Origin of the sequence: Laedolimicola sp. (assembly GCF_051972735.1) — a bacterium.
Classification (GTDB): Bacteria; Bacillota; Clostridia; order Lachnospirales; family Lachnospiraceae; genus Laedolimicola; species Laedolimicola intestinihominis.
The window spans coordinates 43,269-67,909 of record NZ_JBOKYU010000003.1 but is presented as its reverse complement, the minus strand read 5'-3'; the positions used below and the strand labels follow the sequence as shown (position 1 = coordinate 67,909).

General features: G+C 52.1%; 22 protein-coding genes. 20 read left to right on the top strand and 2 right to left on the bottom strand.

What is annotated here, in order from left to right; translation table 11 throughout:
- The first annotated feature begins 132 nt into the window (after nt 1-132).
- From ACTRC3_RS01810 to ACTRC3_RS01795, 4 genes are read left to right on the top strand one after another with little or no spacing between them, the layout of a single operon-like run.
- Complete coding sequence (locus ACTRC3_RS01810) at nt 133-759, top strand: MurR/RpiR family transcriptional regulator (protein ID WP_440321087.1); 627 nt, start codon at nt 133-135, stop codon at nt 757-759.
- A gap of 18 nt (nt 760-777) precedes the next feature.
- Entirely contained in the window at nt 778-999 is a 222-nt protein-coding gene (locus tag ACTRC3_RS01805) for a hypothetical protein (protein WP_440321085.1), read from the top strand.
- 34 nt (nt 1,000-1,033) lie between these two features.
- Nucleotides 1,034-1,393 carry an FGGY family carbohydrate kinase gene (locus ACTRC3_RS01800; protein WP_440321083.1) on the top strand — a complete coding sequence of 120 codons (360 nt, stop codon included), beginning with the start codon at nt 1,034-1,036 and terminating at the stop codon, nt 1,391-1,393.
- Nucleotides 1,347-2,039, top strand: coding sequence for an FGGY-family carbohydrate kinase (locus ACTRC3_RS01795; RefSeq protein WP_440321082.1), 693 nt, complete (start codon nt 1,347-1,349; stop codon nt 2,037-2,039). Before ACTRC3_RS01800 ends, ACTRC3_RS01795 begins: the two co-directional genes overlap by 47 nt.
- Here ACTRC3_RS01795 and ACTRC3_RS01790 read toward each other — a convergent pair.
- Together ACTRC3_RS01790 and ACTRC3_RS01785 are read right to left on the bottom strand one after the other, a co-directional pair.
- On the bottom strand, nt 1,999-4,551 hold the full coding sequence (locus ACTRC3_RS01790) for a YfhO family protein (protein WP_440321080.1): 2,553 nt from the start codon (nt 4,549-4,551) through the stop codon (nt 1,999-2,001). The genes ACTRC3_RS01795 and ACTRC3_RS01790 overlap by 41 nt on opposite strands.
- A gap of 37 nt (nt 4,552-4,588) precedes the next feature.
- The gene (locus ACTRC3_RS01785) at nt 4,589-5,329 is read right to left on the bottom strand and encodes a hypothetical protein (RefSeq protein ID WP_349163777.1); all 741 of its coding nucleotides are present in this window, start codon (nt 5,327-5,329) and stop codon (nt 4,589-4,591) included.
- 177 nt (nt 5,330-5,506) lie between these two features.
- Here ACTRC3_RS01785 and ACTRC3_RS01780 point away from each other — a divergent pair, with 177 nt between their 5' ends.
- The 16 genes from ACTRC3_RS01780 (at nt 5,507) to ACTRC3_RS01705 (ending at nt 24,566) form a co-directional block, all read left to right on the top strand.
- Nucleotides 5,507-8,536 carry a fucose pyrophosphorylase domain-containing protein gene (locus tag ACTRC3_RS01780; protein ID WP_440321078.1) on the top strand — a complete coding sequence of 1,010 codons (3,030 nt, stop codon included), beginning with the start codon at nt 5,507-5,509 and terminating at the stop codon, nt 8,534-8,536.
- A gap of 11 nt (nt 8,537-8,547) precedes the next feature.
- Nucleotides 8,548-9,753: a glycosyltransferase gene (locus ACTRC3_RS01775; protein WP_440321076.1), complete on the top strand. Its 1,206-nt coding sequence runs from the start codon at nt 8,548-8,550 to the stop codon at nt 9,751-9,753.
- Nucleotides 9,754-9,757: 4 nt separating this feature from the next.
- On the top strand, nt 9,758-10,504 hold the full coding sequence (locus tag ACTRC3_RS01770; protein WP_440321074.1) for a glycosyltransferase family 2 protein: 747 nt from the start codon (nt 9,758-9,760) through the stop codon (nt 10,502-10,504).
- A gap of 175 nt (nt 10,505-10,679) precedes the next feature.
- Complete coding sequence (locus ACTRC3_RS01765) at nt 10,680-11,381, top strand: glycosyltransferase (protein ID WP_178038760.1); 702 nt, start codon at nt 10,680-10,682, stop codon at nt 11,379-11,381.
- On the top strand, nt 11,378-11,737 hold the full coding sequence (locus ACTRC3_RS01760; RefSeq protein ID WP_178038761.1) for a DUF2304 family protein: 360 nt from the start codon (nt 11,378-11,380) through the stop codon (nt 11,735-11,737). Before ACTRC3_RS01765 ends, ACTRC3_RS01760 begins: the two co-directional genes overlap by 4 nt.
- A 4-nt stretch (nt 11,738-11,741) precedes the next feature.
- The gene (locus ACTRC3_RS01755; protein ID WP_440321072.1) at nt 11,742-13,370 is read left to right on the top strand and encodes a DUF6056 family protein; all 1,629 of its coding nucleotides are present in this window, start codon (nt 11,742-11,744) and stop codon (nt 13,368-13,370) included.
- A 10-nt stretch (nt 13,371-13,380) separates the two neighbouring features.
- On the top strand, nt 13,381-14,247 hold the full coding sequence (gene rfbD, locus ACTRC3_RS01750; RefSeq protein WP_178038763.1) for a dTDP-4-dehydrorhamnose reductase: 867 nt from the start codon (nt 13,381-13,383) through the stop codon (nt 14,245-14,247).
- A 31-nt stretch (nt 14,248-14,278) separates the two neighbouring features.
- Nucleotides 14,279-15,232, top strand: coding sequence for a glycosyltransferase (locus ACTRC3_RS01745; protein ID WP_178038764.1), 954 nt, complete (start codon nt 14,279-14,281; stop codon nt 15,230-15,232).
- Nucleotides 15,233-15,245: 13 nt separating this feature from the next.
- A complete protein-coding gene (locus ACTRC3_RS01740) occupies nt 15,246-16,448 on the top strand; it encodes a hypothetical protein (RefSeq protein WP_440321069.1) in 1,203 nt (400 codons plus the stop codon).
- On the top strand, nt 16,448-17,350 hold the full coding sequence (locus tag ACTRC3_RS01735; RefSeq protein ID WP_440321067.1) for a hypothetical protein: 903 nt from the start codon (nt 16,448-16,450) through the stop codon (nt 17,348-17,350). The genes ACTRC3_RS01740 and ACTRC3_RS01735 overlap by 1 nt, the downstream gene beginning before the upstream one ends.
- A gap of 22 nt (nt 17,351-17,372) precedes the next feature.
- Nucleotides 17,373-18,806 carry an MBOAT family O-acyltransferase gene (locus ACTRC3_RS01730; protein WP_440321066.1) on the top strand — a complete coding sequence of 478 codons (1,434 nt, stop codon included), beginning with the start codon at nt 17,373-17,375 and terminating at the stop codon, nt 18,804-18,806.
- 93 nt (nt 18,807-18,899) lie between these two features.
- Nucleotides 18,900-19,835: a hypothetical protein gene (locus tag ACTRC3_RS01725; protein WP_349163769.1), complete on the top strand. Its 936-nt coding sequence runs from the start codon at nt 18,900-18,902 to the stop codon at nt 19,833-19,835.
- An 81-nt stretch (nt 19,836-19,916) separates the two neighbouring features.
- Nucleotides 19,917-21,077 carry an acyltransferase family protein gene (locus tag ACTRC3_RS01720; protein ID WP_440321064.1) on the top strand — a complete coding sequence of 387 codons (1,161 nt, stop codon included), beginning with the start codon at nt 19,917-19,919 and terminating at the stop codon, nt 21,075-21,077.
- Nucleotides 21,078-21,082: 5 nt separating this feature from the next.
- Nucleotides 21,083-22,000, top strand: a complete 918-nt coding sequence (locus tag ACTRC3_RS01715; protein ID WP_178038770.1) for an acyltransferase family protein — start codon at nt 21,083-21,085, stop codon at nt 21,998-22,000.
- Between the two features lie 184 nt (nt 22,001-22,184).
- Nucleotides 22,185-23,246: a pyridoxal phosphate-dependent aminotransferase gene (locus ACTRC3_RS01710; RefSeq protein ID WP_440321062.1), complete on the top strand. Its 1,062-nt coding sequence runs from the start codon at nt 22,185-22,187 to the stop codon at nt 23,244-23,246.
- 18 nt (nt 23,247-23,264) lie between these two features.
- Entirely contained in the window at nt 23,265-24,566 is a 1,302-nt protein-coding gene (locus ACTRC3_RS01705) for a Gfo/Idh/MocA family oxidoreductase (RefSeq protein ID WP_440321061.1), read from the top strand.
- Nucleotides 24,567-24,641 lie beyond the last annotated feature (75 nt).

The window sequence follows — 24,641 nt, the reverse complement described above, 5'->3', positions numbered from 1 at the left end:
CCTGTTGATTGATGAAAGTGTCATTTATTTTGATGATTTTTGGTAAGAACAGACAGAATAGCAGAAAATATATGTCGATTTCAAGAAAATATGCTATAATGGAAAATATTAGTAAAGACAAGGGGAAGTAGCATGGGAAGAAAACCGACAGGAGCCATGAGCTGCAACGTGAATGCCGAAGGCATGCTGACTGTATGGGAAAATATAAAAAATAATTATGAAAAGCTGTATGCGGCAGAAGCAAAGGTGGCGGATTTTATCATGAATAATCCGGCACAGGCTCTGGATGCCAACGTGTCGGAAACGGCGGAGCTGAGCGGGGTATCGGACGCGACAGTAGTAAGATTTTGTAAGCGTATCGGATATGAGGGCTTCTATCAGATGAAGCTGCAGCTTTCACATGATATGGGAAAAAACTGGTCCTTGGAGAACCCGGGTGGGAAGCAGGATTCGGCGCAGGAAAAGATAATGGTGATAGCCAACAATATCACGACGATTTCGCGTCATATTGATAAAGAGGTGTTAAAAAAATGCGCGTCCGCCATTGATGCCAGCGAGACAGTATTTGTAATCGGCAATGGGTACGCAAAAATCATTGCCTGTGATATTATGTACCGCTTAACACGTATGGGCGTGCGGTGCAGTGGTGGTGGTTATTCAGAGACAGATTTTGAGAACCTATCTTTGGGCCGTGAAGGAGATGTGGCTATTTTCATCTCACGCTCCGGGGAGGATAAGAAAACTTATAAAGAAATGTAGCTGGCAAAGAAAAAGAAAATGATTACCGTTTCACTGACAGATGCGATCAAATGCCCGATGGCACAGCTGGCAGATTATGCGCTGACTACAGGAATTGAAGACCGCGCCCGGGTGTTTATCCATGGCAACAGTTCCAGCCTGAATATGATGGTATTAGTTGAGGTATTGTTGGGTTATGTCACAGAGAAACATAAGGACAAGAGCTTTCTGGATGAGGTTGTAGCAGACGACAGACTATAGAATAGAAGGACAGGGCGGAAGGGAGATTTCGCTGATGAAGGTAATAGGAATTGATATCGGAACGACGACCGTCAGTGCAGTGGTGCTGGAGCCAGACGGACATGGCGGACAGAAGCTTTTGACATCCAGAACCATTGCCAACGGAAGCTTTTTAAAGGGCGCAGACTGGGAACGGATTCAGGATGCGGAAAAGCTGACAGATAAGGCTAAGGCAGTGCTGGATGAGCTTCTGGCGGCATATCCGGAGACGGAGGCCATTGGCCTGACCGGGCAGATGCATGGTATCGTGTATACAGACCGGGAAGGACGGGCTGTGAGTCCTTTGTATACATGGGAGGATGGAAGCAGTGGGAAGCTATCAGGGAATTCCGGTGACTGTGGCCCTTGGAGATAATCAGGCCAGTTTTCTCGGTTCCGTAGGAATGCAGGAACAGGTATGGCAGCTGAATGTGGGAACGGGTGGACAGCTTTCCGTACTTTCGCATGAGCATTTTGAAACAGAGGGAATAGAAGCCAGACCGTTTTTGCATGGAGCCTGGATTCTGACAGGCGCTATCCTCTGCGCGGGAAGGGCTTATGCATGTCTGGAAAAATTCTTTCGCAGCTGCGCGGAGGCTTTGGGAGTAGAAGAATGCTCCTGCTATGCTATGATGGCAGAGCTTGCCGGGAAAGCAGCTGCGGATGCGGATGGTTTCCGGGTGACAACGCTGTTCCAGGGGACGCGGACCTATCCGGAATTGCGCGGTCATATAGAGGGGATCAGTGAGAATAATTTTCTGCCGGAAAATCTTACATTGGGTGTGATTCAGGGAATCGCGCGGGAATATTATGAGCTTTATCAGGTGATTCATGAGGGAACAGGACTGGAAGCCAGAGTAATCAATGGTTCCGGAAATGGGCTGAGAAAGAATCTGTTTTTACAAAAAGCTATTTCTGATATGTTTAAAGCTCCGCTCATCCTGACAGATTTGCAGGAAGAGGGAGCTTCCGGAGCAGCGCTTAGTGCCGCTCTTTATTTGCATGAAAGTGCTGGAAGATAAGAAGGCTAAGCCACACAATTCCAGCCAGCATACTGATCCAAATCCCGGCCTTCATGCCGGGCGGATCGAAGCGCAGCCGGATCTCATGCTCTCCGGCAGTCAGCCTTGCGCCCGCAAAGGCGGTATTGACGGTGACCAGATCAGTCTTTTCACCGTCCACGAAAAGCGTCATTCCCTTCTGCATGGGAATGGAAGTAACGAACCAGGTATCCTCGTCTGTCGAAGCGCGGCAGGCGAGGATTTCGTTTTTCTCTGTATCCAGTGATTCCACAGAATTCCAGCTTTTTTCCTGAAAGACCGAAGCGTCCAGAAGACCGAACCGGATATTTCTCAGGGTGTAATGTCCTTTGGGCAGCTTGATTTTTAATTTTGTAAGTTCCTTCTCGGCGGAAGCCAGGAACTGATACTGGAAGGTTTCATTTCCGTTTGGATAGGCAGCGCTGGGGGCAGACAGCTTATTTTTCACGCCGTTGATGGTGATGGTGACAGCCTTTCCGGTGTGGTTGACCACATCGAATTTCAGAAGCAGGAGCTGCTCCTTTATGGGCTGCTTGAAGGTCAGGGTGACGGTGCTGTCCCGGCTGACCTTCAGATCGTAGGAACGGTTCTTTATGTCTCCCGTGGTGGTGAGCTGTACTGTGGCCGGAATCTCTTTTGAAGACCACAGAGGTTGATAGTAGCGGATTTCTGTGTGCCAGCCATCAGCATTTTCGGTAGAAACCTTTCCGGAAATGGTGGAAGCGTCAGCTTCGGACTCCGGAATTACAGTGGTACGGGTCAGGGCTTCGGCCTGTTCCCAGCCTTTAATCCGGTTGAACAGGGTATCGGTCATGGTGTCGGTGGTCAGATAGGCTGTCGGCAATACAGACGTATTTTCCGAAACTGCGGTTTTGCCGTCTTCCCAGAGCACCCGGTAGCCCGCAGGCACATGGGACGGGCTGGTCTCCAGATAGCGGACGCCCATGAAGTTCAGCAGAAACGGGTTGTTGGCGGTAAGGATGGCCAGTCGGTTGTTGATCTGCACCGGCGTTTTCAGGTAGTCGTAGTACACCTGAGAATATTCGTTGCTGTAGACCGACGAGTACATGGAGCTTTTACTCCGGGCCCGGGAAGCGTCCCGGTTGCCATTGACTAACGGGTGAACCAGTGAATCGTAGCGGTACAGGGAGTCCGTATACAGGGCCAGCGCCGGTTTGTCGAGGGCGGCGTCCATATCGGCCTGGGTGACAAATTCTTCCTTCGAAGCCGAGCGCAGGAAAAAGAGGCAGGGCATAATCAGAAGACAGAGGAACGCAAAGCGTGACAGCAGGTAGCGAAGCCTGGAGCCCGGCATAGGCGTGACGCCCTCGGAAGCCTCCGTCCGCTCCTCGCTGACCGCCATAGCCAGCAGCACTACAGCCAGCAGAAAGATGAAATCCGTCAGCACCAGCGTCCAGTAGCTCTTATGCAGGTAGCGGAAAATGACGGCAAAGAGCAATGGGAACGGCCAGAGCTGCCAGCGTTCCCGCCCATTTTTCAGATCCGACAGAATCAGCGCACAGTGGAGCAGCAAAAGCGGCAGAAAGGGCATCAGAATCTTCGCCCGGGCATAAAGGGTCGCGTTTAATAAATAGGAAATACCGCCCCAGAGGAACAGCAGAAGAAAAGTCAGGCTGATAGCCCGGTATTTTCGGATGGCGACGCCCAGTATTACCAGATACAGGACGATAAGGGTCACGCCCAGCCCGTAGGAGCTGTAAAGCAGGGATTGGAAATCTTCAAAAAAGGTGGCCAGTCCCGCGTCGCCTGAGGTCGAAGCGCGCCGGTGTTCCAGAATGGACAGGCCGGTGGGCAGAAGCAGGGCGAAGGCCATGAAGCCGCCCAGAGCGCAGGATACGAACCAGGGGCGGAAAAAATATTTACCGGACAGCCAGGCCCAGTACCAGCCGATGACCACGAAGCAGGCCGGTGCATAGTAGAAGCTGTGGAGGCAGATGAGCAGCATCCACAGCGGCAGCAGGGCCGGCATTCGCCGGGGGCTCTTTTTTACCGCCAGCAGGGCCAGCAGCAGGAACGGCATATAATTCACGAACATCAGCTGCCGGTGTGTATGGAAAAAACAGGAAGCAGTCAGAAAGAGGACGCTTCCCATAAAAGAGTCAAAGCCGGACAGGTTATGCCGCCGGAGCAGCAGATAAAAAAGCAGGACGCTTAAAAGATAGCCGCCCAGTGCATAGGCAATGACGATTTTGTACATAGAAACTGCGGGCAGCAGGCACCCGAGCAGGATGTCCGGCCTGAGATACCCGTAATAAGAAAACTGAAAGCCATTGCTGCCGCCGCCCAGAGAAAGGTATGTGGGCAGAAGCGTCTTCTGTTCCAGCATGGCGGTACGGATGGTCTCCGCCAGGGCAGTGTGCTGGCTCAGCCAGTCGGTGGTGGAGCCGTAAACGCAGCCTGCAGGGAGTGACAGACCTATAAGCAGTGCAAAAAGACCGGTCAGAAGCACCGGATAAATCCATTTTCGAGTCATAAAATCTCCTTAGATGTCTGGTGATACAGGTCGCGGGCTACTCGCCTGCGATGATTTTTTCAATGCCATGCATATCCGCAGCTGTGTCCGTAAAGGAGCTCCAGTAGCTGCCGATAATCTTGTCGCTGGCGGCCAGGCAATAGAGATCCAGAAGAGCGTCGTGCATGCCGGCCACGGAATTGCGGTCGATGGTTCGGGATTGATTGCTGATGATTTTTCCCGGGAACCGGCTGCGAAGCAGCTCTTCCTCGCTCTGGTCGTCGGTGGCCAGGAAGAACCGTGTCTCCGGGTGCGCTGTCAGCTCCTTTTCCATTTCGGCAATAAACTGTTCCGTGGTGCTCTTTCCCATGGAAACCGCATTGTCGGTGCGGCGGATATGGACGCCTACACAGCGGGGCGCAAAGTCTCTGGTAAATGTGTCCACACGCTTCTGAAGCGTGTCGGTGGGCACAAAGAGGGAATAGTCCTTCGTCGGATCAAAGCGCTCGCAGGTGAAGATATAGACCCGCTTTTTCAATGCCCGATAAAAGTCGTCGTTCAGGCGGTCATCCGTCTTGTTATTGCGGATATCGTCGTCGCCGAAGCGCTGGCCTGCGGAAAGCTGGTAATAGAGCTTCCTGGGATCCTTCAGGGAATGGATGTTGATGAGTGTGATATCCGGCTCAAGGATTGGCTGAAACAGATCCTCAAAGGCGGCGTTCAGTTCCGGATTCAGATACCAGAGGATGACCAGCTTTTCCTTTCTGCGCTTCGCAAGCTTCATTGCGGAATTTATCACGCGCATCCTATTGCATAAACCGCCGGAAGGTTGTATTATTAACATAGTATACCCTGCCGTAGCTGCGGACAGGTCATGCGACGGAAGCAGCTACGGTTGCCTTTCATTTTTATATCGATTGTAATAGGTAACGCGGATATTATAGCATTCTGCCCGAATGCACACAAGGGAGAACTTATGAAACCACAGAAAATTAAGAATCTGTTTTTACGACAGAGCTATCAGGACGCCTGGGAGGAATACGAAAAATCTCTGACCAGGAAATATTTTATTCACTGGGACTATGTGATTCTGACCGCCTCCAATGAGGAGCAGGCTGACGCTTACCAGGCGCAGATTGACGCCAGACTGGAAGCGGGAAGACTGCCGAAGGAGACCATCTACCGGGTGCTGCCCGATCCGGACGGCAAGCGGGTAGGCAGCGGCGGAGCCACCTTCCATGTGATGAAATATTTAAGCGAGCAGGGCGAGGGCGCGGACTTTTTCAGGGGAAAACGAATCCTGGTGATTCATTCCGGCGGTGATTCCAAGCGGGTGCCCCAGTATTCGGCCTGTGGAAAATTATTTTCACCGGTACCCAGGGAACTGCCGGACGGACGGCGTTCCACCCTGTTTGACGAATTTATGATCGGAATGGCGGGTATGCCGTCCCGGTTCAGAGAGGGCATGCTGGTGCTCTCCGGTGATGTGCTGCTTTTATTTAACCCGCTGCAGATTGATTTTACATTCCACGGAGCAGCGGCCATTTCCATCAAGGAGGACGTGGATACGGGAAAGGATCACGGCGTATTCCTGGGTGACGAGAGCGGTTACGTGGCTAACTTCCTGCACAAGCAGAGCGTGGAGCATCTGCGGGAGCTTGGCGCGGTGAACAGTCAAAATGCGGTGGATCTGGATACCGGAGCCATTATGCTGGACTGCGATCTTCTGGAAAGCCTGTTCTCCCTGATTGGCGAAAACGGAAAAATCATTCCGGAGAAATATGACCGCTTTGTCAACGAGCGGGCGCGCATCAGCTTTTATGGGGATTTCCTGTACCCGCTGGCGTCCCGATCCACTTTTGAGCAATTTTTAAAAGAGAAGCCGGAGGGTGAATTCTGCCCGGAGCTTTTAGCCGGCAGGAAAGAGATTTGGGAGGTCCTACATCCCTATTCTCTGAAGCTTTTGTGCCTGTCTCCGGCTCAGTTTATCCATTTTGGAACGACCCATGAGCTGCTGAAGCTGGTGACGGAGGACATCGACAACTATGAGTTCCTGGACTGGAAGCGACAGGTTCTGGGTGTGGAGGAGTCGGAGGACGCCAACGCCTGCAGCAACAGCTATATCGAGAGAAATACGAAGATTGCGGAATCTTCCTATATAGAAGACAGTTATATCTACGACGGCAGCCAGGTGGGAGAAGCCTGCGTGATTTCTGCGGTGACCCTGCGGGGGGAGAAGATCCCGGAAAATACGGCACTGCATGGATTAAAGCAGAAGGACGGCTGCTTTGTGGTGCGCGTCTATGGCGTGCAGGATAACCCGAAGGTGACGCTGGAGGATGGCGGAGCCTTCCTGAACGGTACCTTGCCGGAGTTTCTGGTAAATGCAGGCATGCAGCCGGAAGACCTCTGGGAAAATGCGGAAGGTACTCATTACCTCTGGACCGCGAAGCTTTATCCGGTGTGTGAAACTATCGAGGAAGCTGTGGCAGCAGCCATGAGAATTCTGGCTATTGCGGATGGCACGGCGGACGCGGCGACGCTTATCTGGTATTGCAGCCAGAAACGTCTGAGCCTGCAGGAGAGCTTTGAGCAGGCTGACGTAAAGGAAATTACCGCATGGCAGGCGAAGCTTGGTACAAGAGTGAGAATTGCCAGATTTTTACTGATGCTGGAGGAGCGCAAAAGCATCGAAGAAACCAGGACGGTTTTTGGCGAGCAGGGTGTGACGGCTTCCCAGGTGGAGAAGCTGCGTGACATTGCGGAGCAGTCGGACTTCAGTATCCGCATGCGTATTTACTATTATTTATCGAAAATGACGACCGGTCAGGTCAGCGAGGATTTGGAAAATCAGTGTTTCCGCTACCTCTGCGACAGCTTATATGAGGCCAGCATCGGCAAGACCCCTGCGGAGGAGCCATACCACATCACAAAGGATGAAGTGAAGGTGGAGCTGCCCATCCGTGTGAATTTCGGCGGCGGCTGGTCCGATACGCCGCCTTACTGCAACGAGCATGGCGGCACAGTGCTCAATGCGGCGGCGAAGCTGAACGGTATTCTGCCGGTGATTGTGACCGTGAAAAAGATAGACAAGCCCTGTATTGCGCTGGCAAGTACCGATTCAGGTGCTTACGATGAATTTACGGATGTGAAGGCATTGCAGAGCTGCCGGGATCCCTTTGATACCTATGCCCTTCACAAGGCTGCGCTTCTGGCCTGCGGCATCGTGCCCCTGAACCGGGAGACAACGCTTAAGGAGCTTCTTGGTAAGCTTGGCGGCGGTCTGTACCTGTCCACAGCGGTTATGGGAATTCCCAGAGGTTCCGGTCTTGGCACCAGCAGTATCCTGGCGGGTGCCTGTGTGAAAGCTATTTTCGAATACATCGGGAAAAAAGTGACTGAAAATGAATTATATACTCATGTGCTCTGCATGGAGCAGCTCATGAGCACCGGCGGCGGCTGGCAGGATCAGGTGGGCGGCCTCACCGACGGTATCAAGCTGGTGACGACCAGGCCTGGGCTGATGCAGAATATCGAAGTCCAGCATCTTCAGATTCCGGAGGAGGCGCTTCAGGAGCTGAAGGACCGGTTTGTACTGATTTATACGGGGCAGCGCAGACTTGCCCGGAATCTGCTCCGGGAGGTGGTCGGCGGCTATATCGGCTCCAATCCCAATTCCCTGCAGGTGCTTTATGAGATTCAGCAGGTGGCGGTCCTGATGAAGTTTGAACTGGAAAAGGGTAATGTCGACGGGTTCGCAGAGCTTCTGGAACGGCACTGGGAACTGTCCAGACGTCTGGACGGCGGCAGCACCAATACCTGTATCGATCAGATTTTCCTAAGCTGCGAGGATCTATTAGAAGCCCGGATGATCTGCGGCGCCGGCGGAGGCGGCTTCCTGCAGGCCATTCTGAAAAAGGGCTGCACGAAGGAGCAGCTCCGGGAGCGGATCCGCAGCGTGTTCCAGGACAGCGGCGTGGACGTATGGGACTGTGAGTTAGTATAAGGAGTATCATTTTGAAAGTATTACAGATTAATACCATCTGCGGAAGCGGAAGCGTGGGCCGTATCACGGTGGATATCGTACATGCCCTGGAGGAACAGGGAGACGAGGGAATGGTGGCCTTTGGCCGCCGGACTGGGCCGGAGGGAATCCCCACGTATAAATTCGGAACGGACCTGGACATGGGCTTCCATGTGCTTCATACCTTTTTCCGGGGGGAGCACGGCTTTGCTTCCAAAAAGCAGACGGGCAGACTGATAGAAAAGATCAGGGAATACGACCCGGATATCATTCATCTCCACAATATCCACGGCTTTTACCTGGACGTGGAGCAGCTGTTTTGGTATCTGAAGCAGGCCGGGAAGCCGGTAGTCTGGACGCTCCATGACTGCTGGAGCTTTACGGGACATTGCGCCCATTTTGATTATATCGGCTGTATGAAATGGAAGACAGGCTGCGGAAGCTGCCCCCAGTACCGTAGCGTCTATCCCTATGCGTTATTTAAGGACAATACAGCCTCCAATTACCAGAGAAAAAAGGCAGCTTTTACCGGCGTGCCTTCCCTGACGGTGGTGACCCCCTCCCGGTGGCTGGCAGGCTACGCAAGAGAGTCCTATCTGGGAGAGTATCCGGTGCAGGTGATTCCCAACGGGATCGCCCTGGATAAATTTCATCCGGTGGATCAGGGACTCCGCAGGAAACTGGGCTTCGAGGGAAAATACATTCTTCTGGGCGTGGCAAGTATGTGGGAGGAACGGAAGGGTTATGCTTATTTTGAACAGCTGGCGGATCGGCTGCCCGATGACTATCAGATTATTTTAATCGGTTTATCGAAGCGGAAGATGAAAAAGCTGCACCCGAAGATTCACGGAGTTATGCGTACCAACAGCATGGAAGAACTGGCGGAGTACTATTCCATGGCAGACGCCTATGTGAATACCACCCTGGAGGATACCTTCCCCACGACGAATCTGGAGGCCCTGGCCTGCGGAACCCCGGTTATTACCTTTGCCACCGGAGGAAGCGTGGAGTCTGTGGACGAAAGCTGCGGCAAGGTGGTTCCCAAGGGGGATGTGGAAGCCCTGGAGGCGGCGGTGAAGGCCATGCGGTCAGAGCCGGATAAGCGGACGGCCTGTCTTACAAAAGCGTCTCATTATGATAAGAACGAGCGGTTTCAGGATTATCTGAAGCTGTACGCGAAGCTATTACACGAGGAGTAAAATTATGGAAAATCCAAAGGTTTCGATCATTACGACGACCTATAATGATAAAGAGAATCTGAAAAAAATCATTGCCCAGGTGAAGAAGCAGGATTATGAGAATATCGAGTACGTCATCGTGGACGGCGGTTCCACCGATGGCACCCGGGAGGTCATTGCGGAGGCAGAGGCATATTTCGGCGATCGGCTGAAATGGATTTCCGAGAAGGACAAGGGAATCTATGACGCCATCAACAAGGGAATCCGGCTGTCCACCGGCGATATCTTAGGCTGCTGCTTCGACCAATATGCAGGCCCGGACGTCATCAGTAAGATGGTGGCCATCATGGAAAAGGAGGGCACGGACGGCGTACACGGCGACCTCTATTATATGGAGGGCGACAAGGTGGTGCGCTACTGGCACCAGGGCCAGGGTAATATCCGCTGCGGCTGGATGCCCGGTCATCCGACCCTGTATCTGAAGAAAAGCGTGTATGACAAATACGGTCTTTATAAGACCGATTACCGGATTTCCGCGGATTATGAGTTTATGATCCGGATTCTGAAGAATAAGAAAGTGAAGTTATCTTACTTGCCGGAGGTGTTGATTTACATGTCCCACGGCGGCACCAGTACGAACAGTCTGGGAGCGTATCTGGCCGGAATGAAGGAGGGGCATCGGGCGCTTCGCGAGAATGGCGTGCGGTTCGCGTGGTTCACGGATTTATGCAGAACGCTTCGTGTACTTGCACAGTTTATAAAAAAGATGTAAAATGTGACATACACTAAGGCATGCGAACGTGCATACATAAGCAGGCGCGTCGTGCTTGCACGTAAGCGACAGTTTATGTATGCACGTTCATAGGGCGCAGCCCGACAGCGAGATGGAGCGAAGCGGCATCGAGCTGCATGCCTGGACGATCTATAAAACATAAGGAGACACACAGATGAAATGTCTGGTCATCATCCCCGCCTACAATGAAGAAGAAAACATTGTGCGCGTGGTGGAAAACCTGAAAAATAATTACCCGATGTATGACTATATCGTCATCAACGACGGATCCTCCGACAGCACGGCAAAAATCTGCCGGAAGAACGGCTATGAGCTGGTGGATCTGCCGGTGAACTTAGGGCTGGCCGGAGCCTTCCAGACGGGTCTCAAATACGCCTATCGGAATGGCTACGATTACGCCATCCAGTTTGACGCGGACGGACAGCACCGTCCGGAATTTATCGGCCCCATGCTGGACAAGATTCAGGAGGGCTACGATATCGTCATCGGTTCCCGGTTTGTGACCGAGAAGAAGCCCCATTCCTTACGGATGCTGGGCAGCAACCTGATTTCCATGGCCATGAAGCTGACCACCGGCCGCAGGGTCAAGGATCCCACTTCGGGCATGCGGATGTTCAATAAGAAAATGATAGCGGAATTCGCCCTGAATATGAACTACGGCCCGGAGCCGGATACGGTATCCTATCTTCTGAAGCAGGGCGCCACCATCGCCGAGGTTCAGGTGGAGATGGATGAGCGGATCGCAGGCGAGAGCTATCTGAACCTGACCAAATCTATGATGTATATGTTACGGATGCTTCTGTCGATTCTGCTGATTCAGAACTTCCGGAAGCGCAGGGAGGTGAAGGTTTCATGACACCGGTATTTCGCATTGTGCTGATTGTGGTATCACTCCTCAGCACCTATTATATTTTGAAGAAAATCCGTCAGTCCAAGCTGCAGATCGAATATGCGATCTTCTGGATTGTCTTTGCGGGCGTGCTGGTTATCATCAGCCTGTTCCCGTGGCTTGTGACCCTGTTTACGAGACTTCTGGGTATGCAGCTGCCGGTAAACTTCGTGTTTATGGTGTTCATCTTCATTCTGCTGCTGAAGCTGTTTATGATGACCATTGAGCTGTCTACCCTGGAAAATAAGGTAAAGGACCTGACCCAGGAGCTGGCTCTGGAGGAAAAGGAGCGGGCGGACGAACTGAAAGAAAAGGAGAATTAGAAACGTGGAAACAATATACGAGATTACCAGAAATCTCTGGGAAAAGTATGTAAACTGGATGAAAGACGAAAAGAATATGGCGAAGTTTCTGGTATGCTGCTTTGTACTGAGCCTGCTTCCGATTCTGGCATTGAGCTTTTTCAACCATCCGGTTATGGATGATTTTAACTATGGTATTCTGACCCGCCATGCCCTGGAGGAGAATTCCGGACTGGCTGTGATTCCGGCAGTGCTGCGGGCGGCGGTGCAGAGAGCGGAGAACCTGTGGCATGAGTGGCAGGGAACCTACAGCTTTGCGGTGATTGGAGCCCTGCGGCCCTCGATTATCTCTGAACGCCTGACCTTCATCCAGACCTTTATTCTGGTGGGCGTCATGGTGATTGGTTTTACTTATTTTATCGATGTCATGCTGCACCGAATCTTAGGTATGTCGAGAGCTGTGGCTGTCAGCGTGTCTGTGGTGGTACTGACGCTCTGCATCCAGTATGTCCCGGTGGGACTGGAAGCCTTTTACTGGTGGATTGGAAGCGTGGGATATACAGGATTTTTCTCCATGCTGCTGATTCTGATGGGGCTGATTGCCGACGGTATGCATAAAAAGCAGATTTCCGCAAAACGTATGGTGGGAATGATTCTGATCCTGATCCTGCTGGGCGGCGGCATGTATCCCAACGCGCTGCTGACAGCGGTATTGATGTTCCTGCTGTTCCTGGACGCGATCGTGGAAAAAAAGCGGTATCCGAAGAAGCTTCGGATTCAGCTGGGTTCCCTGTTTATCGTATACCTTCCGGCCTTTTTCCTGAATGTATTGGCTCCGGGCAACTATCGCCGCCAGTCCAATTTCCAGCCCCGTACCCCGATGGAGGCTATTTACAAGTCCTATACCAAGTCTCTGGACTATATGTTTAACGAGGCCACCAATGTGGTGATTGTGCTGGTGATTTTCGCTCTGTTCCTGGTGATGCTGTGGCAGCTGAAGAATACGAAGTTTTCCTTCCGGTGCCCGCTGATGTTTACCCTGGTAAGCTACAGCCTGGTGGTGGTTATGTGGGTTCCGGCCATCTTCGCCGTGCGTTTTATCTCCGGCGGCCGTTACTATAATATCTGCTTCTACGGTGTGATTCTGTTCTACGCGTCCAACGCCATTTACTATGCCGGATGGCTCAGACGGCAGTATGAGAAATGCGCGCAGGAGGTACAGGAGCTGCTGCGGAAAGCCACTCCGGTACTGCTGGGCGTGGCAGGCGTATGCTGTGTGGTTGTGGGAATGTGGAAGCTTAACATTGTAAACGATCTGGAAGAAATTACCTTTGCGACGGCGTTGAAATCCATGGTATATGGAGAGGCACAGGTATACGACAAGGAAATCCGCATGCGTGAGAAGCTTTATCACGATCCGGATGTCAAAGAGGTTGTAGTAGAAGAGGTTACCTACCGTCCGGAGTTGCTTTATTTCGGCACACTGACGCCGGATCCGGACGACAGCCGGAATCTGGCCATGTGCGATTATTATCATAAGGATTACATGATAAAGCATGTAGAAGAGGAAGAATCGTCTGGGGAGGATAGCGACGCTCAGACTGAGGATACAGAAAACGCAGACAATACAGAAGACGCTGAATCAGCAGAATAGGAGAAAAAACATGAAAAAGATTATTGTGACAGGATGCAACGGACAGCTGGGACGGGCAGTGAATCAGCAGTATGCAGGCAGTACCGAGTATGAACTGGTAAATACCGATGTGGCAGAGCTGGATATCACCAAGGTGGATAAGGTACTGGAGCTTGCCAGAGAGGTAAAGCCCTACGCTATCATCAACTGCGCGGCTTACACCAATGTGGACAAGTGCGAGGTGGAGCAGGATCTGGCGTATAAGATCAACGCCATCGGAGCCCGCAACCTGGCTATCGCGGCAGCAGATACCGGAGCAAAGCTCATGCATATCTCTACCGACTATGTATTTCCGGGGGATGTATCCGCCCATCCACTGACGGAGTTTGACTCAGTAAGCCCCAAGAGCATGTACGGCGCAACCAAGCTGGCAGGAGAGAATTTCGTAAAAGATTTCGCAAATCAGTACTTTATCATCCGTACTGCATGGCTGTACGGCGACGGTCACAACTTCGCAAAGACCATGCTGAAGCTGGCGGAAAATAACGATAAGATCGGCGTAGTCATGGATCAGGTGGGAACCCCCACCAGCGCGGTAGAGCTGGCCAAGGCTATCAAATATCTGCTTCCGACCGACAATTACGGTCTGTTCCACGGTACCTGCGAGGGCGACACCAACTGGGCCGAGTTTGCGGCTACCGTACTTCGCCTGGCAGGCAGCAGGACTGAGATCGAGCCGATTACCTCAGAGGAGTACAAGCGCCGCTTCCCGAACTCCGCAGACCGGCCCGCATACTCCATTCTGGAGAACTATATGCTGAAGCTGACCACCGATTTCTCCTTCGCTTCCTGGCAGGACGCTATTGAAGTGTACATGAAGGAACTGCTGGCGAAATAACATTTGCACATAAGAGAAGGAGAGAAATCCGATGACAGGAAATGATATTTTATATCTGGTAATTCCCTGCTATAACGAGGAGGCTGTACTGCATGAGACCGCGAAGCAGCTTCTGGTGAAAATGAATTCCATGTTCGATCGGGGTATGATTTCCCGGGAGAGCAAAATCATGTTTGTAAATGATGGCTCCAGGGATAAGACCTGGGAAATTATCCGGGAGTTACATGAGTCTAACCCCATATATTCCGGTGTGAAGCTGTCCAGAAATAAGGGTCATCAGAACGCGCTTCTGGCCGGCCTGATGACGGCGAAGGAAAAGGCGGATATGGCCATTTCCCTGGACGCCGATCTGCAGGACGATGTGGACGTCATTGACAAGATGGTGGAGAAGTATTATGAGGGAAATGACGTGGTATACGGCGTCAGAAGCGCCCGGGATACGGACACCTTCTTTAAGAAATTTACTGCCGAGGGCTTTTATAAGATCATGCAGGCTATGGGCGTGGAAATCGTATTTAACCATGCAGATTACCGTCTTATGAGCAAGCGCGCCCTGGAAGGATTGTCTGAGTTTCGCGAGGTAAATCTGTTCCTGCGCGGTATCGTGCCGCTCATTGGGTACAAGTCGGACATCGTCACCTACGAGCGTCATGAACGTTTTGCGGGCGAGTCCAAGTATCCGCTGAAGAAGATGCTTGCTTTTGCCACCGATGGGATCACTTCCTTCAGCATCAAGCCGATCCGTATGATTACCACCTGTGGTTTCCTGATTTTTGCCATCAGCCTGATTATGCTGATTTATTTCCTGGTGGTGCATTTCATGGGCAGAACCGTACACGGCTGGACCAGCACCATTGTGTCTATCTGGGCCATCGGCGGCCTGCAGCTTCTGGCTATCGGTATTGTGGGTGAATATATTGGAAAAATTTACCTGGAAACCAAGGCGCGCCCCAAGTATATTATTGAGACTGTACTGGATAAATAATTAGGAGAGTTTTATGAACAGCTTTTTGAAAAAGCGTGGGCTGAACCGGATGGATCTGTGCTATCTGGCGGCTCTGACGCTGATTGGCCTGGGTATCCGTGTCATCCTGCGTGTGGTGATTACAGACGACTGGCTGATGTACTGGGATCCGTGGATTTCTGATTTGAAGGAGATGGGATTTTCCTATCTGGCTACGGATCGCTATGATTATACACCGACCTTCGTTTATATTCTCTGGGCCATCAGCAGGCTGTCCATCAACCCGATGACGGCCTATAAGGGCCTGCACTGTGTGTTGGACTTTGTGGCGGCGGGCATTCTGGGAAAAATGATTTGGAAGGTTACCGGAAGCAAGCGCAAAGGCATCCTGTCCTACGGCCTGTTTCTCATTGTGCCCACCATCTGGGCCAACAGCGCCCTGTGGGCCCAGTGCGACATTATTTTTATGACCTTTTTGCTGCTGTGCTTTTATTACCTGTTTGAGGACCGCCCCTGCAAAGCCATGTTTTTCTACGGGATGGCCTTTGTGTTTAAACTCCAGTCCCTGTTTATTTTCCCGTTCCTGGTGATTCTGTGGGTGAATAAAAAGGTGGATCTGAAGCATTTTCTGTGGATCCCGGCGCTGTATTTCTTAAGTATCGTGCCGGCCTGGATTGCGGGACGGCCACTGATGGATCTGATCAATATCTACATGGCCCAGGGAGCCCAGGATGTCTGGTCCCTGTCCATCAAATGGCCGAATATCTATCAGATCATCGGAAATCAGTTCTTTTTGCTTGAATACGCTTCGGCGGGCACGTGGCTGATTCTTGGTATCCTGATGATCATCCTGTACGCCATGGCTCAGAAGCGCTACCGGATTACCAATGAATTCATCGTGCAAATGGCGCTGTTTTTTGCGATTCTGACGCCCTGGTTCCTGCCGCACATGCATGAGCGGTACGGCTGTGTGGCGGATATTCTGGCGATTATCTATGCCATGATGAATACGAAGAAATTCTATTTCCCATTGGTGCAGATTCTGGTGTCCTTCAATTCCTATATGGCTTACTTAAGCCATCTGGGTTCCGACGAGCCGACCATTTACTACGGCGTGTGGGCCTTTGCAGAGCTTGGTCTGCTCGTCCTGGTGGGCCTGGATATCTGGCATTATATGCGGAATCCGGAGAACCAGATCCCTATGGAACAAGAGACTGTGAAGAAGGAGGCCGCGTGATGGATGAATTTTTGAGAAACTTCATTTCCAGAAAATGGAATGTGCGCGGCGTGACCTTTACCTTTCTGGATCTGCTGCTGGCAGTATGTATTACCGGTACAGGACTGGCGCTCCGCTCCACGGTCATCGAATATACGCCGACCGACACATGGAAGCTCTGTGCGGTTGTGCTGGAATTTGCGCTGGCGGTTCTGTGCGGCGCGATTGTACACAGTTATACGGGAAGCCGGCTGCGGGCTTTCCTGACCTACGCAATTTTGGCGATTTATCCCACGGCGGTGGCGAACGGCTCCCTGTGGAATATTAACTGTATTTATTATGTGATTCTGTTTTTCCTGGGTCTCTATCTCTACAGTCGGGGAAATGCGCTGCTTGGAACCGGAAGTATCCTGGCGGGGCTTCTGATCGCGGTGTTCCGCGTCCGTTCCTGGTGGATGACGCTTGACGTGGCCTATCCGGTGTCCTTGAATCGGGGGTGGCCGAATTTCTACGAGATTATCGGGAAAAATGCCTTTGTGGAGCTTTACGATAAGGTATCTCTGCTGATTCTCGCTGGTATGATTTTAACTGGAATTTACTGGTTTGCTGATAAAAAGGTGAAGGTAACGAAGGACATGGTGCTTCGCATCTTCCTGTTTGCAGCGATTCTAGTGCCTTATTTTGCGCCCTATATGCCGGCCTGGGCCGGGTATACGGCGGATGTGGCGGCGCTCATCTACTTCATGCGCTGGCCGAAGCGGTTTTATCTGCCGATGCTGCATCTGATTGTGTCCTACAGTGCTTACGCGTACGCCATCAACGGCGAGACGAAGCTGCCGATGGTGGTATTTTCTGTACTGCTGCTGGCGATGCTTACGAATGTGGGCGTGGATCTTTATCGCGCGGCTGTGAAGGGCGAGTAACATTCCCCTATAGGAGAATAGAATGGTTTCAAATATTATGTTGACCCTGGCATTTTTAGTTGGCGTGGCGGCAGTCTACTACCTGGTTCCAAGGCGGTTCCGGCAGTGGCTGCTGCTTCTGGCAAGCATGCTTTTCTATGTGAGTGCCGGTCCGTGGATGCTGGTATTGTCCGGCGGAAGCGCGCTCTGGAGCTTCTATGCCGGGGCAAAAATCGAACAGGCGGAGACGAAAGAAAAAAAGAAGGTCTGGCTGTGGGCGGGAATTCTGCCGATACTGGGCGTTCTTTTTGTGTATAAATATTTCAATTTTTTTGTGGGTTCGGTGGCGGCACTGCTGACACTGGCGGGACTGGGCGGAAGCGCGCCGGTTCTAAGTCTGGCGGTGCCAATGGGGATCTCCTATTATACCTTTAAAATGATAAGCTTTTTGGCGGATATTTATCTGGGAAAACGGGGTGCGGAGCGCGGCCTGGAGGGCTGCGGCGCTTATCTGACGTACATCCTGTTTTTTCCGCAGATTCTGTCGGGACCGATTGAGCGGTCGGAGCATTTTATCGAACAGCTTCATGAGGGACCCACATACCATGCGGAGCTGTTTTCCGTGGGACTTCAGCGAATAGTGCTGGGACTGTTTAAGAAAATCGTAATTGCGAACCGGCTGGCGGGGTACGTGGACGCGGTCTTTGGCGCGCCGGAGAGTTATCCGGGACTGGCCTGTGTGATGGCGGCGTTCTTTTATTCATTCCAGCTGTACTGCGATTTTTCGGGGTACTCAGATATCGCCATCGGTATGGCAAATGTGCTGGGAATTGACAGCGGTCAAAACTTTGACTGTCCCTATTTTTCCCGGGGCATCAAGGAGTTCTGGAGCCGGTGGCATATTTCCCTGTCCGGCTGGCTTAAGGATTATATCTACATTCCGTTGGGCGGCAACCGGGTAAGCCCTGTGCGCCACCGGCTAAATGTGCTGGCAACCTTTCTGGTCAGCGGTCTCTGGCACGGAGCGAACTGGAGCTTTGTGATCTGGGGCGGGATGCATGGCCTGTGGAATATCATAAGCACAAAGAAAGAGGAGAGCGTGCCTCTGGCGCGCAGGGTGCTTGAGACACTGATTACCTTCTGCGGCGTAACCTTAGCCTGGGTCTTCTTCCGGGCTGAGAGCTTCGGAAAGGCACTGGGGTTCCTCACGCATGCAGTTACCTGCTTTTCCCTGTCCTATGTGGACATCCAGAATTCCATTCTGCCCTTCACCGGGGATAATACCTGCGCCGCCTATTTCCTGACTGCCTGTGGCTTTCTGTTCCTGTTATTCCTCTATGAGAGAGGGCAGGTGTATGGGAAGAAGGAGAAGCGCGAGGGCATGGTGCTGAGTAGTGCGTGGATGGCCGTGATGCTGGTGAGCGTGGTGCTGTTCGGAGTGTTCGGGGCGTCGGGGTTTTTGTACGCGAATTTCTAATAGAGAATTGAAAAATAGATAGGAAAGTATCTGTCCACCTTTTTATAATTGAAAAGTGGATAAATTTTATAGGATAAGTGAGAATATTTATTTATGAAACGAGTATTAAAGACCGTGGCAGTTGCCTTCATAATAGCGCTGATCCTGATTTTAATTAAAAATGAATACGCCCGCTGTCTTCCGGCATCTACCTACGGCATGCAGGCAGCCATCCGGAAAGAACGTGTGGATAACCTCTTCATCGGTTCGTCCATGTTCCGGCAGGGCCTGGATATCGACGTGCTGGAGGCGGAGCTTCCCGGCAGCAGCTACATCCTGTCTTATAATGGCAACCAGCCGGCGCTGATGGCCCTGGAGCTGCAGTATATGCTGGAGCAGGGGCTGCAGGTAAAAAATCTGTACATTGATCTGTATCCCTACACAGCGGCAGCCGATCCCTGGATCAGCGACACCAAGATTTTGCTGGACACAGATCTGAAGTTCAAGGCAAAGGCCTGGCGGCTGATGAGAAACAGCACCGACGTGAGCTTCGGGGACTTCTATGAGTTCTTTGTGACGGCCAACAACGAGCAGCTTCTGACCTATCCTCTGAACAATAAGATTGTGTCGTCCCAGTTCCGGGACGGCGGCAGTCTGATTCGCCAGCAGGGCAGGACAAGAGAAGAGCTCTATGCCCTGGGAACCCTGGGAAGCCGGGACGGCGTGAACCGCACCCAGGCCGAGGGCTATGGAAAAATCGTGGAGCTGGCAGAAGACTATGGCCTGAACCTCTGGTTTCTGGAGACGCCCAAGTATGAGCGGATGTATGCGGATGAGGATTATCAGAAGTTATACGCGGAGGCTCTTTCTATCGTGCAGGAACTGCAAAGTGGGTGGACCGGAGAGGGCAGCTTTGCGATTCTCTGCGGGGAGGAGCTGGATTTTGATATTTCGGAAGCTGGAGGTTATCAGGATTTGATTCACCTGTCGGCGGAGGGACGCGAGAGCTATACAGCCTTACTCTGTGAGAAATTAAAAGCGACAGAATAAAAATTATCAAATGATAGAAGCGAAGTTATGTAAACTAAAATTACCGCAGGGCATTGGCGGAGACAGAATGGAGGAAGCAGCTTGAAAAAACTGGACTATATCGACGGACTGAAAGGAATCGGCGCGCTGATGGTATTTTTCTGCCATTTTGTCTTTGCCTTTTATTACGCGGCCTACAGCCTGACCGGAGATGCAGTGAACACCAATTCCGGCATCGAGATTACCATCGGCAAAACGCCTCTGAATCTGCTCTACAGCGGGAATTCGGCGGTCTGCTTATTTCTGGTGTTCAGCGGCTTCGTGCTCTGCCTGTCCTATTTTCACACAAGGGATAAAGGACGGCTGAAGTCCGCGGCCTGGAAGCGTTATTTCCGGCTGATGCCGATGATTTTGATGATCAATACCTTGATCTTTGTCCTGATGAGCCTGGGATGCTATCGCAACGACGAGGCGGCCATCTTGACCAAATCGACGGTGTGGTTCGCGGGCTTTAATCAGTTTCAGCCGAACTTCCTGCAGATGCTGGGCGAGAGCCTGGCCGGCTGCTTTCTGTTCGGCACCAACAATTATAACGGCGTCCTCTGGACCATACCTTACCTGTTCTCCGGCGCGCTGGTGGTCTATCTGGCGGCTTATCTGGTGGGGGAGAATCCGTTTCGGTATGTGGTTTATCTGGTGATGCTGCTGGCAGCGGTGAAGACCGACATTTACTTTGCGGGTATCTTCCTGGGCTTCGCGGCGTCAGACTTTTTCTGCACCCGGCAGAAGGGTATGGAGCTGTGGCGGCGGTTCTGGCTTCTGCCGCTTGGCAGCTTTGTACTGGGCGTGTACCTGCTGTCCTATCCGTCCATCGGTTCGGACATGAGCGGCACGATTTACGGCATATTGCCATCGGCCTATACAACCCTTTATCACCTGGCGGGCGCGGCGCTGTTGCTGGCAGGCGTACTGGGACTGCCGGGACTGCAGAGGTTCTTCGGGGCAAAGCCCTTCCGGTTCTTAGGTAAGGTGTCATATTCCCTGTATCTGCTGCATTTCCCGGTGATTGCGACCTTTTCCTGCTGGCTGTTCTTAAGCCTTTACGGGAAAATGAGCTACGGGCTGCTGACAGCTTTAGATTTTGTCTGCACGCTGGCGCTGGTGCTGATACTCTCGGCGCTTAGCCGGAAGTATCTGGAGCCGGTGAGCGGGCGGCTGACCGCCGGAATTTCGAAGACATTTGCAGGCAGGAAGAAGGAGTGATGGAAATGGAGAAAAAACGAATCGCATGGCTGGATGCGGTCAAGGCCGTCGGCATCCTGGTGGTGCTTCTGGTACACACGGGGCGCTCCTTCGGGCCGGTAAGCTTCTACGGCGGCATGTTCTATATGCCCATCTTTTTCATCACGGCGGGCATGACCTTTTCCTATAAGCCGGAGGAGAGCTTTGGAGCTTTTGTAAAGAAAAAAGCGAAACGTCTGCTGCTTCCCTATTTCGGTTACAACCTGTTTCTGTTTGTGTTTTTCTTTTTGCGGGGAAATGCGGACGGGCAGACCCTGCTTGGCATCCTCTATTCCCGCAACTGTCTGATGCCCATGGATTCCGCCACAAATGTATATTTTATGCAGATTCTGAACGCGCCCACCTGGTTTCTGACCTGCATGTTTGTGAGCTATATCCTGTTCTGGATTCTGATGCGGGCAGCGAAGGGTGATTCCCGAAAGGCCTTTGTGGGAAACGGAATTTATCTGCTGATAGCCATTGGCCTTCATTACGCGTGTCCTGTACTGCTGCCCTGGAGCATCGACTGTGCCTTTTATGCTGTGACTTTCCTGATCATCGGCAAGCTGGCGGCGGTGCAGGACTGGGTCGGAAAGCTTTTGAAAAAGCCGTTTTATCTGTTCCTGGTGGCCGCAGCCTTTGTGCTTGCAGCCCGCTGGAATGGAAGCGTCAATATGTCCGTGGGGGATTATGGACGGAGCATGGCCCTGTATCTCTTCGTGGGAACGGCTGGCTCGCTGATTGTGATGTCTCTGTGCAGCGCCCTGTATGAGACGAAGCATACGAAGTGGCTGCAGAGACCGCTGGAATGCATCGGACGGCATACACTGCCAATTTTGTGTCTGCACCTGTTTGTGTATTCCGTCATTGGAATGGTGTTTGGTATGCTTGGCATCACGATGTAAATGAATGGATTTCCGGAACTCAGATTGAGAATTATAACTAAGAATTTCGGCAGAATCCTGACTTGTGTATTTAATCCATATGCAGTAAGATGAAGATATAGAAATAAAAAAGGAAAATATTTACAATACAATTTTGCTAAGCTCTGCTTACCAACCACAGCAGCAGAGAGACAGGAGGTATCTTATGAACTACCACGTAAATGAATATATAAAAAACACCGTCCGGGTCTTCCCCATGCAGAACCGCTACGGCATGCACCGCTATGATATGAATGAGAACCCGGAAGGACTGCCGAAGGAATTTGTGGATTCCGTGCTGAAGGAGATTACGCCGGAATTCCTTGCGATCTATCCGGAGCCGGACCGGTTCCTGCATAAATACGCGAAATTCATCGGCGCAGAGTATGAAAATGTCCTGACCACCAACGGCTCCGATATGGCCATCCGCTATCTTTTGGAGACCTTCGGCGAGGTGGGCAAGGAGGTCGTGACCGTGGCTCCGTCCTTCGAGATGTATTGGGTCAACTGCTGTATCCTGGGCTATAAGCATGTGCCGGTGGCCTACGAGCCGGATCTGACCATCAAAATTGAAAACATTCTGAATGCGATCCATGACAATACCCGCATCGTGGTGCTGCTGAATCCCAACAACCCGGTGGGAAATGTGTATACCGAGGAAGAGCTTCAGCAGGTTATCGCGCGGGCGAAAGAGGTGGGCGCTATCGTTATTATCGACGAGGCGTATCATTATTTTTATCCGAACACCTTCATCGAACATGCCCTGAAGGATGAAAACGTGGTGGTGCTGCGTACCTTCTCCAAGCTGTTCTCCATCGCGGCCTGCCGTCTGGGCGTCATCATCAGCAATCCGGAGATCATTCATTACGTAAAGAATGCCCGACTGACCTTTGACGCCAATTCCATTGCCCTGCTGTTCGCAGAGCGGATTCTCGATCACCCGGAGATGGTGGATGAGCTGATTCGCATCGAGAGGGAGGGCAAGGCCTATACGCTGGAGGAGCTTCAGAAGAAGGGCTACGAGTGCCGCGACTGTCGCGGAAACTTCATTTTCGTAAAGCCTCATCATAACGCGAAGGAGATAGCGAAGCGGCTGGAAGAGGAGAAGCAGGTGCTGGTTCACCCCTATGGAAATGAGCTTCTGAAGGATTATCTGCGCGTGTCGGTGGGCTCAAAAAAAGCCATGCAGATATTCCTGGACGCGTTTTTCCAGGTGGACGCGGACTAACAGCGCAGGGGGATTTTTATGACGAAAGTAATCACATACGGAACCTATGATTTGCTGCATTACGGCCATATCCGCCTGCTTGAGCGGGCCAAGGCGCTGGGCGATTACCTGATCGTGGGCGTGACCGCCGAGGATTTCGACAAGACCCGGGGCAAGATCAATGTGCAGCAGTCCCTGATGGAGCGCATCGAGGGCGTGCGGGCCACCGGCCTGGCGGATGAAATTATCATCGAGGAGTACGAGGGTCAGAAAATTGACGATATTCGCCGCTATCATGTGGATATCTTTGCCATTGGTTCCGATTGGCGTGGAAAATTTGATTATCTGAATGAATATTGTAAAGTGGTTTACCTTGACAGAACGGAGGGCGTGTCCAGTACGCAGCTTCGGTCGGAGAAGCACGCCATCCGTCTGGGACTGGTGGGGGATGCTTCGGACCTCCAGAAGTTCCGGAAGGAGAGTGGCTATGTAAACGGCGCAGTAATTTCCGGCGTCTGCGGGGATGACCGGAATGAATTTCGGAAGCTTCTGGAGAAGTCGGACGCCATGTATATCCTGTCACACCCGGACGTGCATTATCAGCAGATCCGGGCGGCCCTGGAGGCCGGGAAGCATGTGCTCTGCGAGTCGCCCATCGCGCTTTCTGTGCGGGAGTGCGAGGAGCTGTTCGCCCTGGCGAAGGAGAAAAAGTGCGTGCTGATGGAGGCCATCAAGACCGCTTATTCGACCGCTTATTACCGGTTACTTTTGCTGGCTAAGAGTGGTCGTATCGGAAAGGTGGTTTCGGTGGACGCCGCCTGCACCCGCCTGGAGGACGAGGCGAACGTCTACCCGGGCCAGTTCAACCGCAGCTGGGGAAGTCTCTGCGACTGGGGACCCACGGCGCTGTTGCCGGTGTTCCAGCTTCTGGGCACTGACTATGCAGAGAAGCAGATCATCACCCACTATGCGGACGAGGCGAAGGCCTATGACGCATTTTCCAGAGTGAATTTCGTATACTCGGACGCCATGGCCTCCATCCAGGTAGGCAAGGGCATCAAGTCCGAGGGCGATCTAGTGGTTTCCGGCACGGAAGGATACATCTACGTCCCGGCTCCCTGGTGGAAGACCGACTACTTCGAGATTCGCTACGAAAATCCCGCCAACAACAAGCGCTACTTCTACCAGCTGGACGGCGAGGGCATCCGCTACGAGATCGTGGCCTTCCTGAAATCCATCGAGGATGGCCGGGATAATTCCTACGTAGGCCGGGGAGTGTCGAAGGCGATAGCGGGGGTTGTGGAAGATTTTTATCGGAAAAAAGATGTGCGGGAAATCTAAATAGAAAGATCGTTGTGTGGCAGAAATGAGTACTCTGTTACACAGCGGTTTTTGTCGAATATTGTTGAACGGCAA

What these genes read in the sequence shown, in the direction of transcription:
- ACTRC3_RS01810 (WP_440321087.1), top strand. Translation starts at nt 133, where the DNA reads ATGGGAAGAAAACCGACAGGAGCCATGAGCTGCAACGTGAATGCCGAA.
- ACTRC3_RS01805 (WP_440321085.1), top strand. Translation starts at nt 778, where the DNA reads ATGATTACCGTTTCACTGACAGATGCGATCAAATGCCCGATGGCACAG.
- ACTRC3_RS01800 (WP_440321083.1), top strand. Translation starts at nt 1,034, where the DNA reads ATGAAGGTAATAGGAATTGATATCGGAACGACGACCGTCAGTGCAGTG.
- ACTRC3_RS01790 (WP_440321080.1), bottom strand. Translation starts at nt 4,551, where the DNA reads ATGACTCGAAAATGGATTTATCCGGTGCTTCTGACCGGTCTTTTTGCA.
- ACTRC3_RS01780 (WP_440321078.1), top strand. Translation starts at nt 5,507, where the DNA reads ATGAAACCACAGAAAATTAAGAATCTGTTTTTACGACAGAGCTATCAG.
- ACTRC3_RS01770 (WP_440321074.1), top strand. Translation starts at nt 9,758, where the DNA reads ATGGAAAATCCAAAGGTTTCGATCATTACGACGACCTATAATGATAAA.
- ACTRC3_RS01765 (WP_178038760.1), top strand. Translation starts at nt 10,680, where the DNA reads ATGAAATGTCTGGTCATCATCCCCGCCTACAATGAAGAAGAAAACATT.
- ACTRC3_RS01760 (WP_178038761.1), top strand. Translation starts at nt 11,378, where the DNA reads ATGACACCGGTATTTCGCATTGTGCTGATTGTGGTATCACTCCTCAGC.
- rfbD (WP_178038763.1), top strand. Translation starts at nt 13,381, where the DNA reads ATGAAAAAGATTATTGTGACAGGATGCAACGGACAGCTGGGACGGGCA.
- ACTRC3_RS01745 (WP_178038764.1), top strand. Translation starts at nt 14,279, where the DNA reads ATGACAGGAAATGATATTTTATATCTGGTAATTCCCTGCTATAACGAG.
- ACTRC3_RS01740 (WP_440321069.1), top strand. Translation starts at nt 15,246, where the DNA reads ATGAACAGCTTTTTGAAAAAGCGTGGGCTGAACCGGATGGATCTGTGC.
- ACTRC3_RS01735 (WP_440321067.1), top strand. Translation starts at nt 16,448, where the DNA reads ATGGATGAATTTTTGAGAAACTTCATTTCCAGAAAATGGAATGTGCGC.
- ACTRC3_RS01730 (WP_440321066.1), top strand. Translation starts at nt 17,373, where the DNA reads ATGGTTTCAAATATTATGTTGACCCTGGCATTTTTAGTTGGCGTGGCG.
- ACTRC3_RS01725 (WP_349163769.1), top strand. Translation starts at nt 18,900, where the DNA reads ATGAAACGAGTATTAAAGACCGTGGCAGTTGCCTTCATAATAGCGCTG.
- ACTRC3_RS01715 (WP_178038770.1), top strand. Translation starts at nt 21,083, where the DNA reads ATGGAGAAAAAACGAATCGCATGGCTGGATGCGGTCAAGGCCGTCGGC.
- ACTRC3_RS01710 (WP_440321062.1), top strand. Translation starts at nt 22,185, where the DNA reads ATGAACTACCACGTAAATGAATATATAAAAAACACCGTCCGGGTCTTC.
- ACTRC3_RS01705 (WP_440321061.1), top strand. Translation starts at nt 23,265, where the DNA reads ATGACGAAAGTAATCACATACGGAACCTATGATTTGCTGCATTACGGC.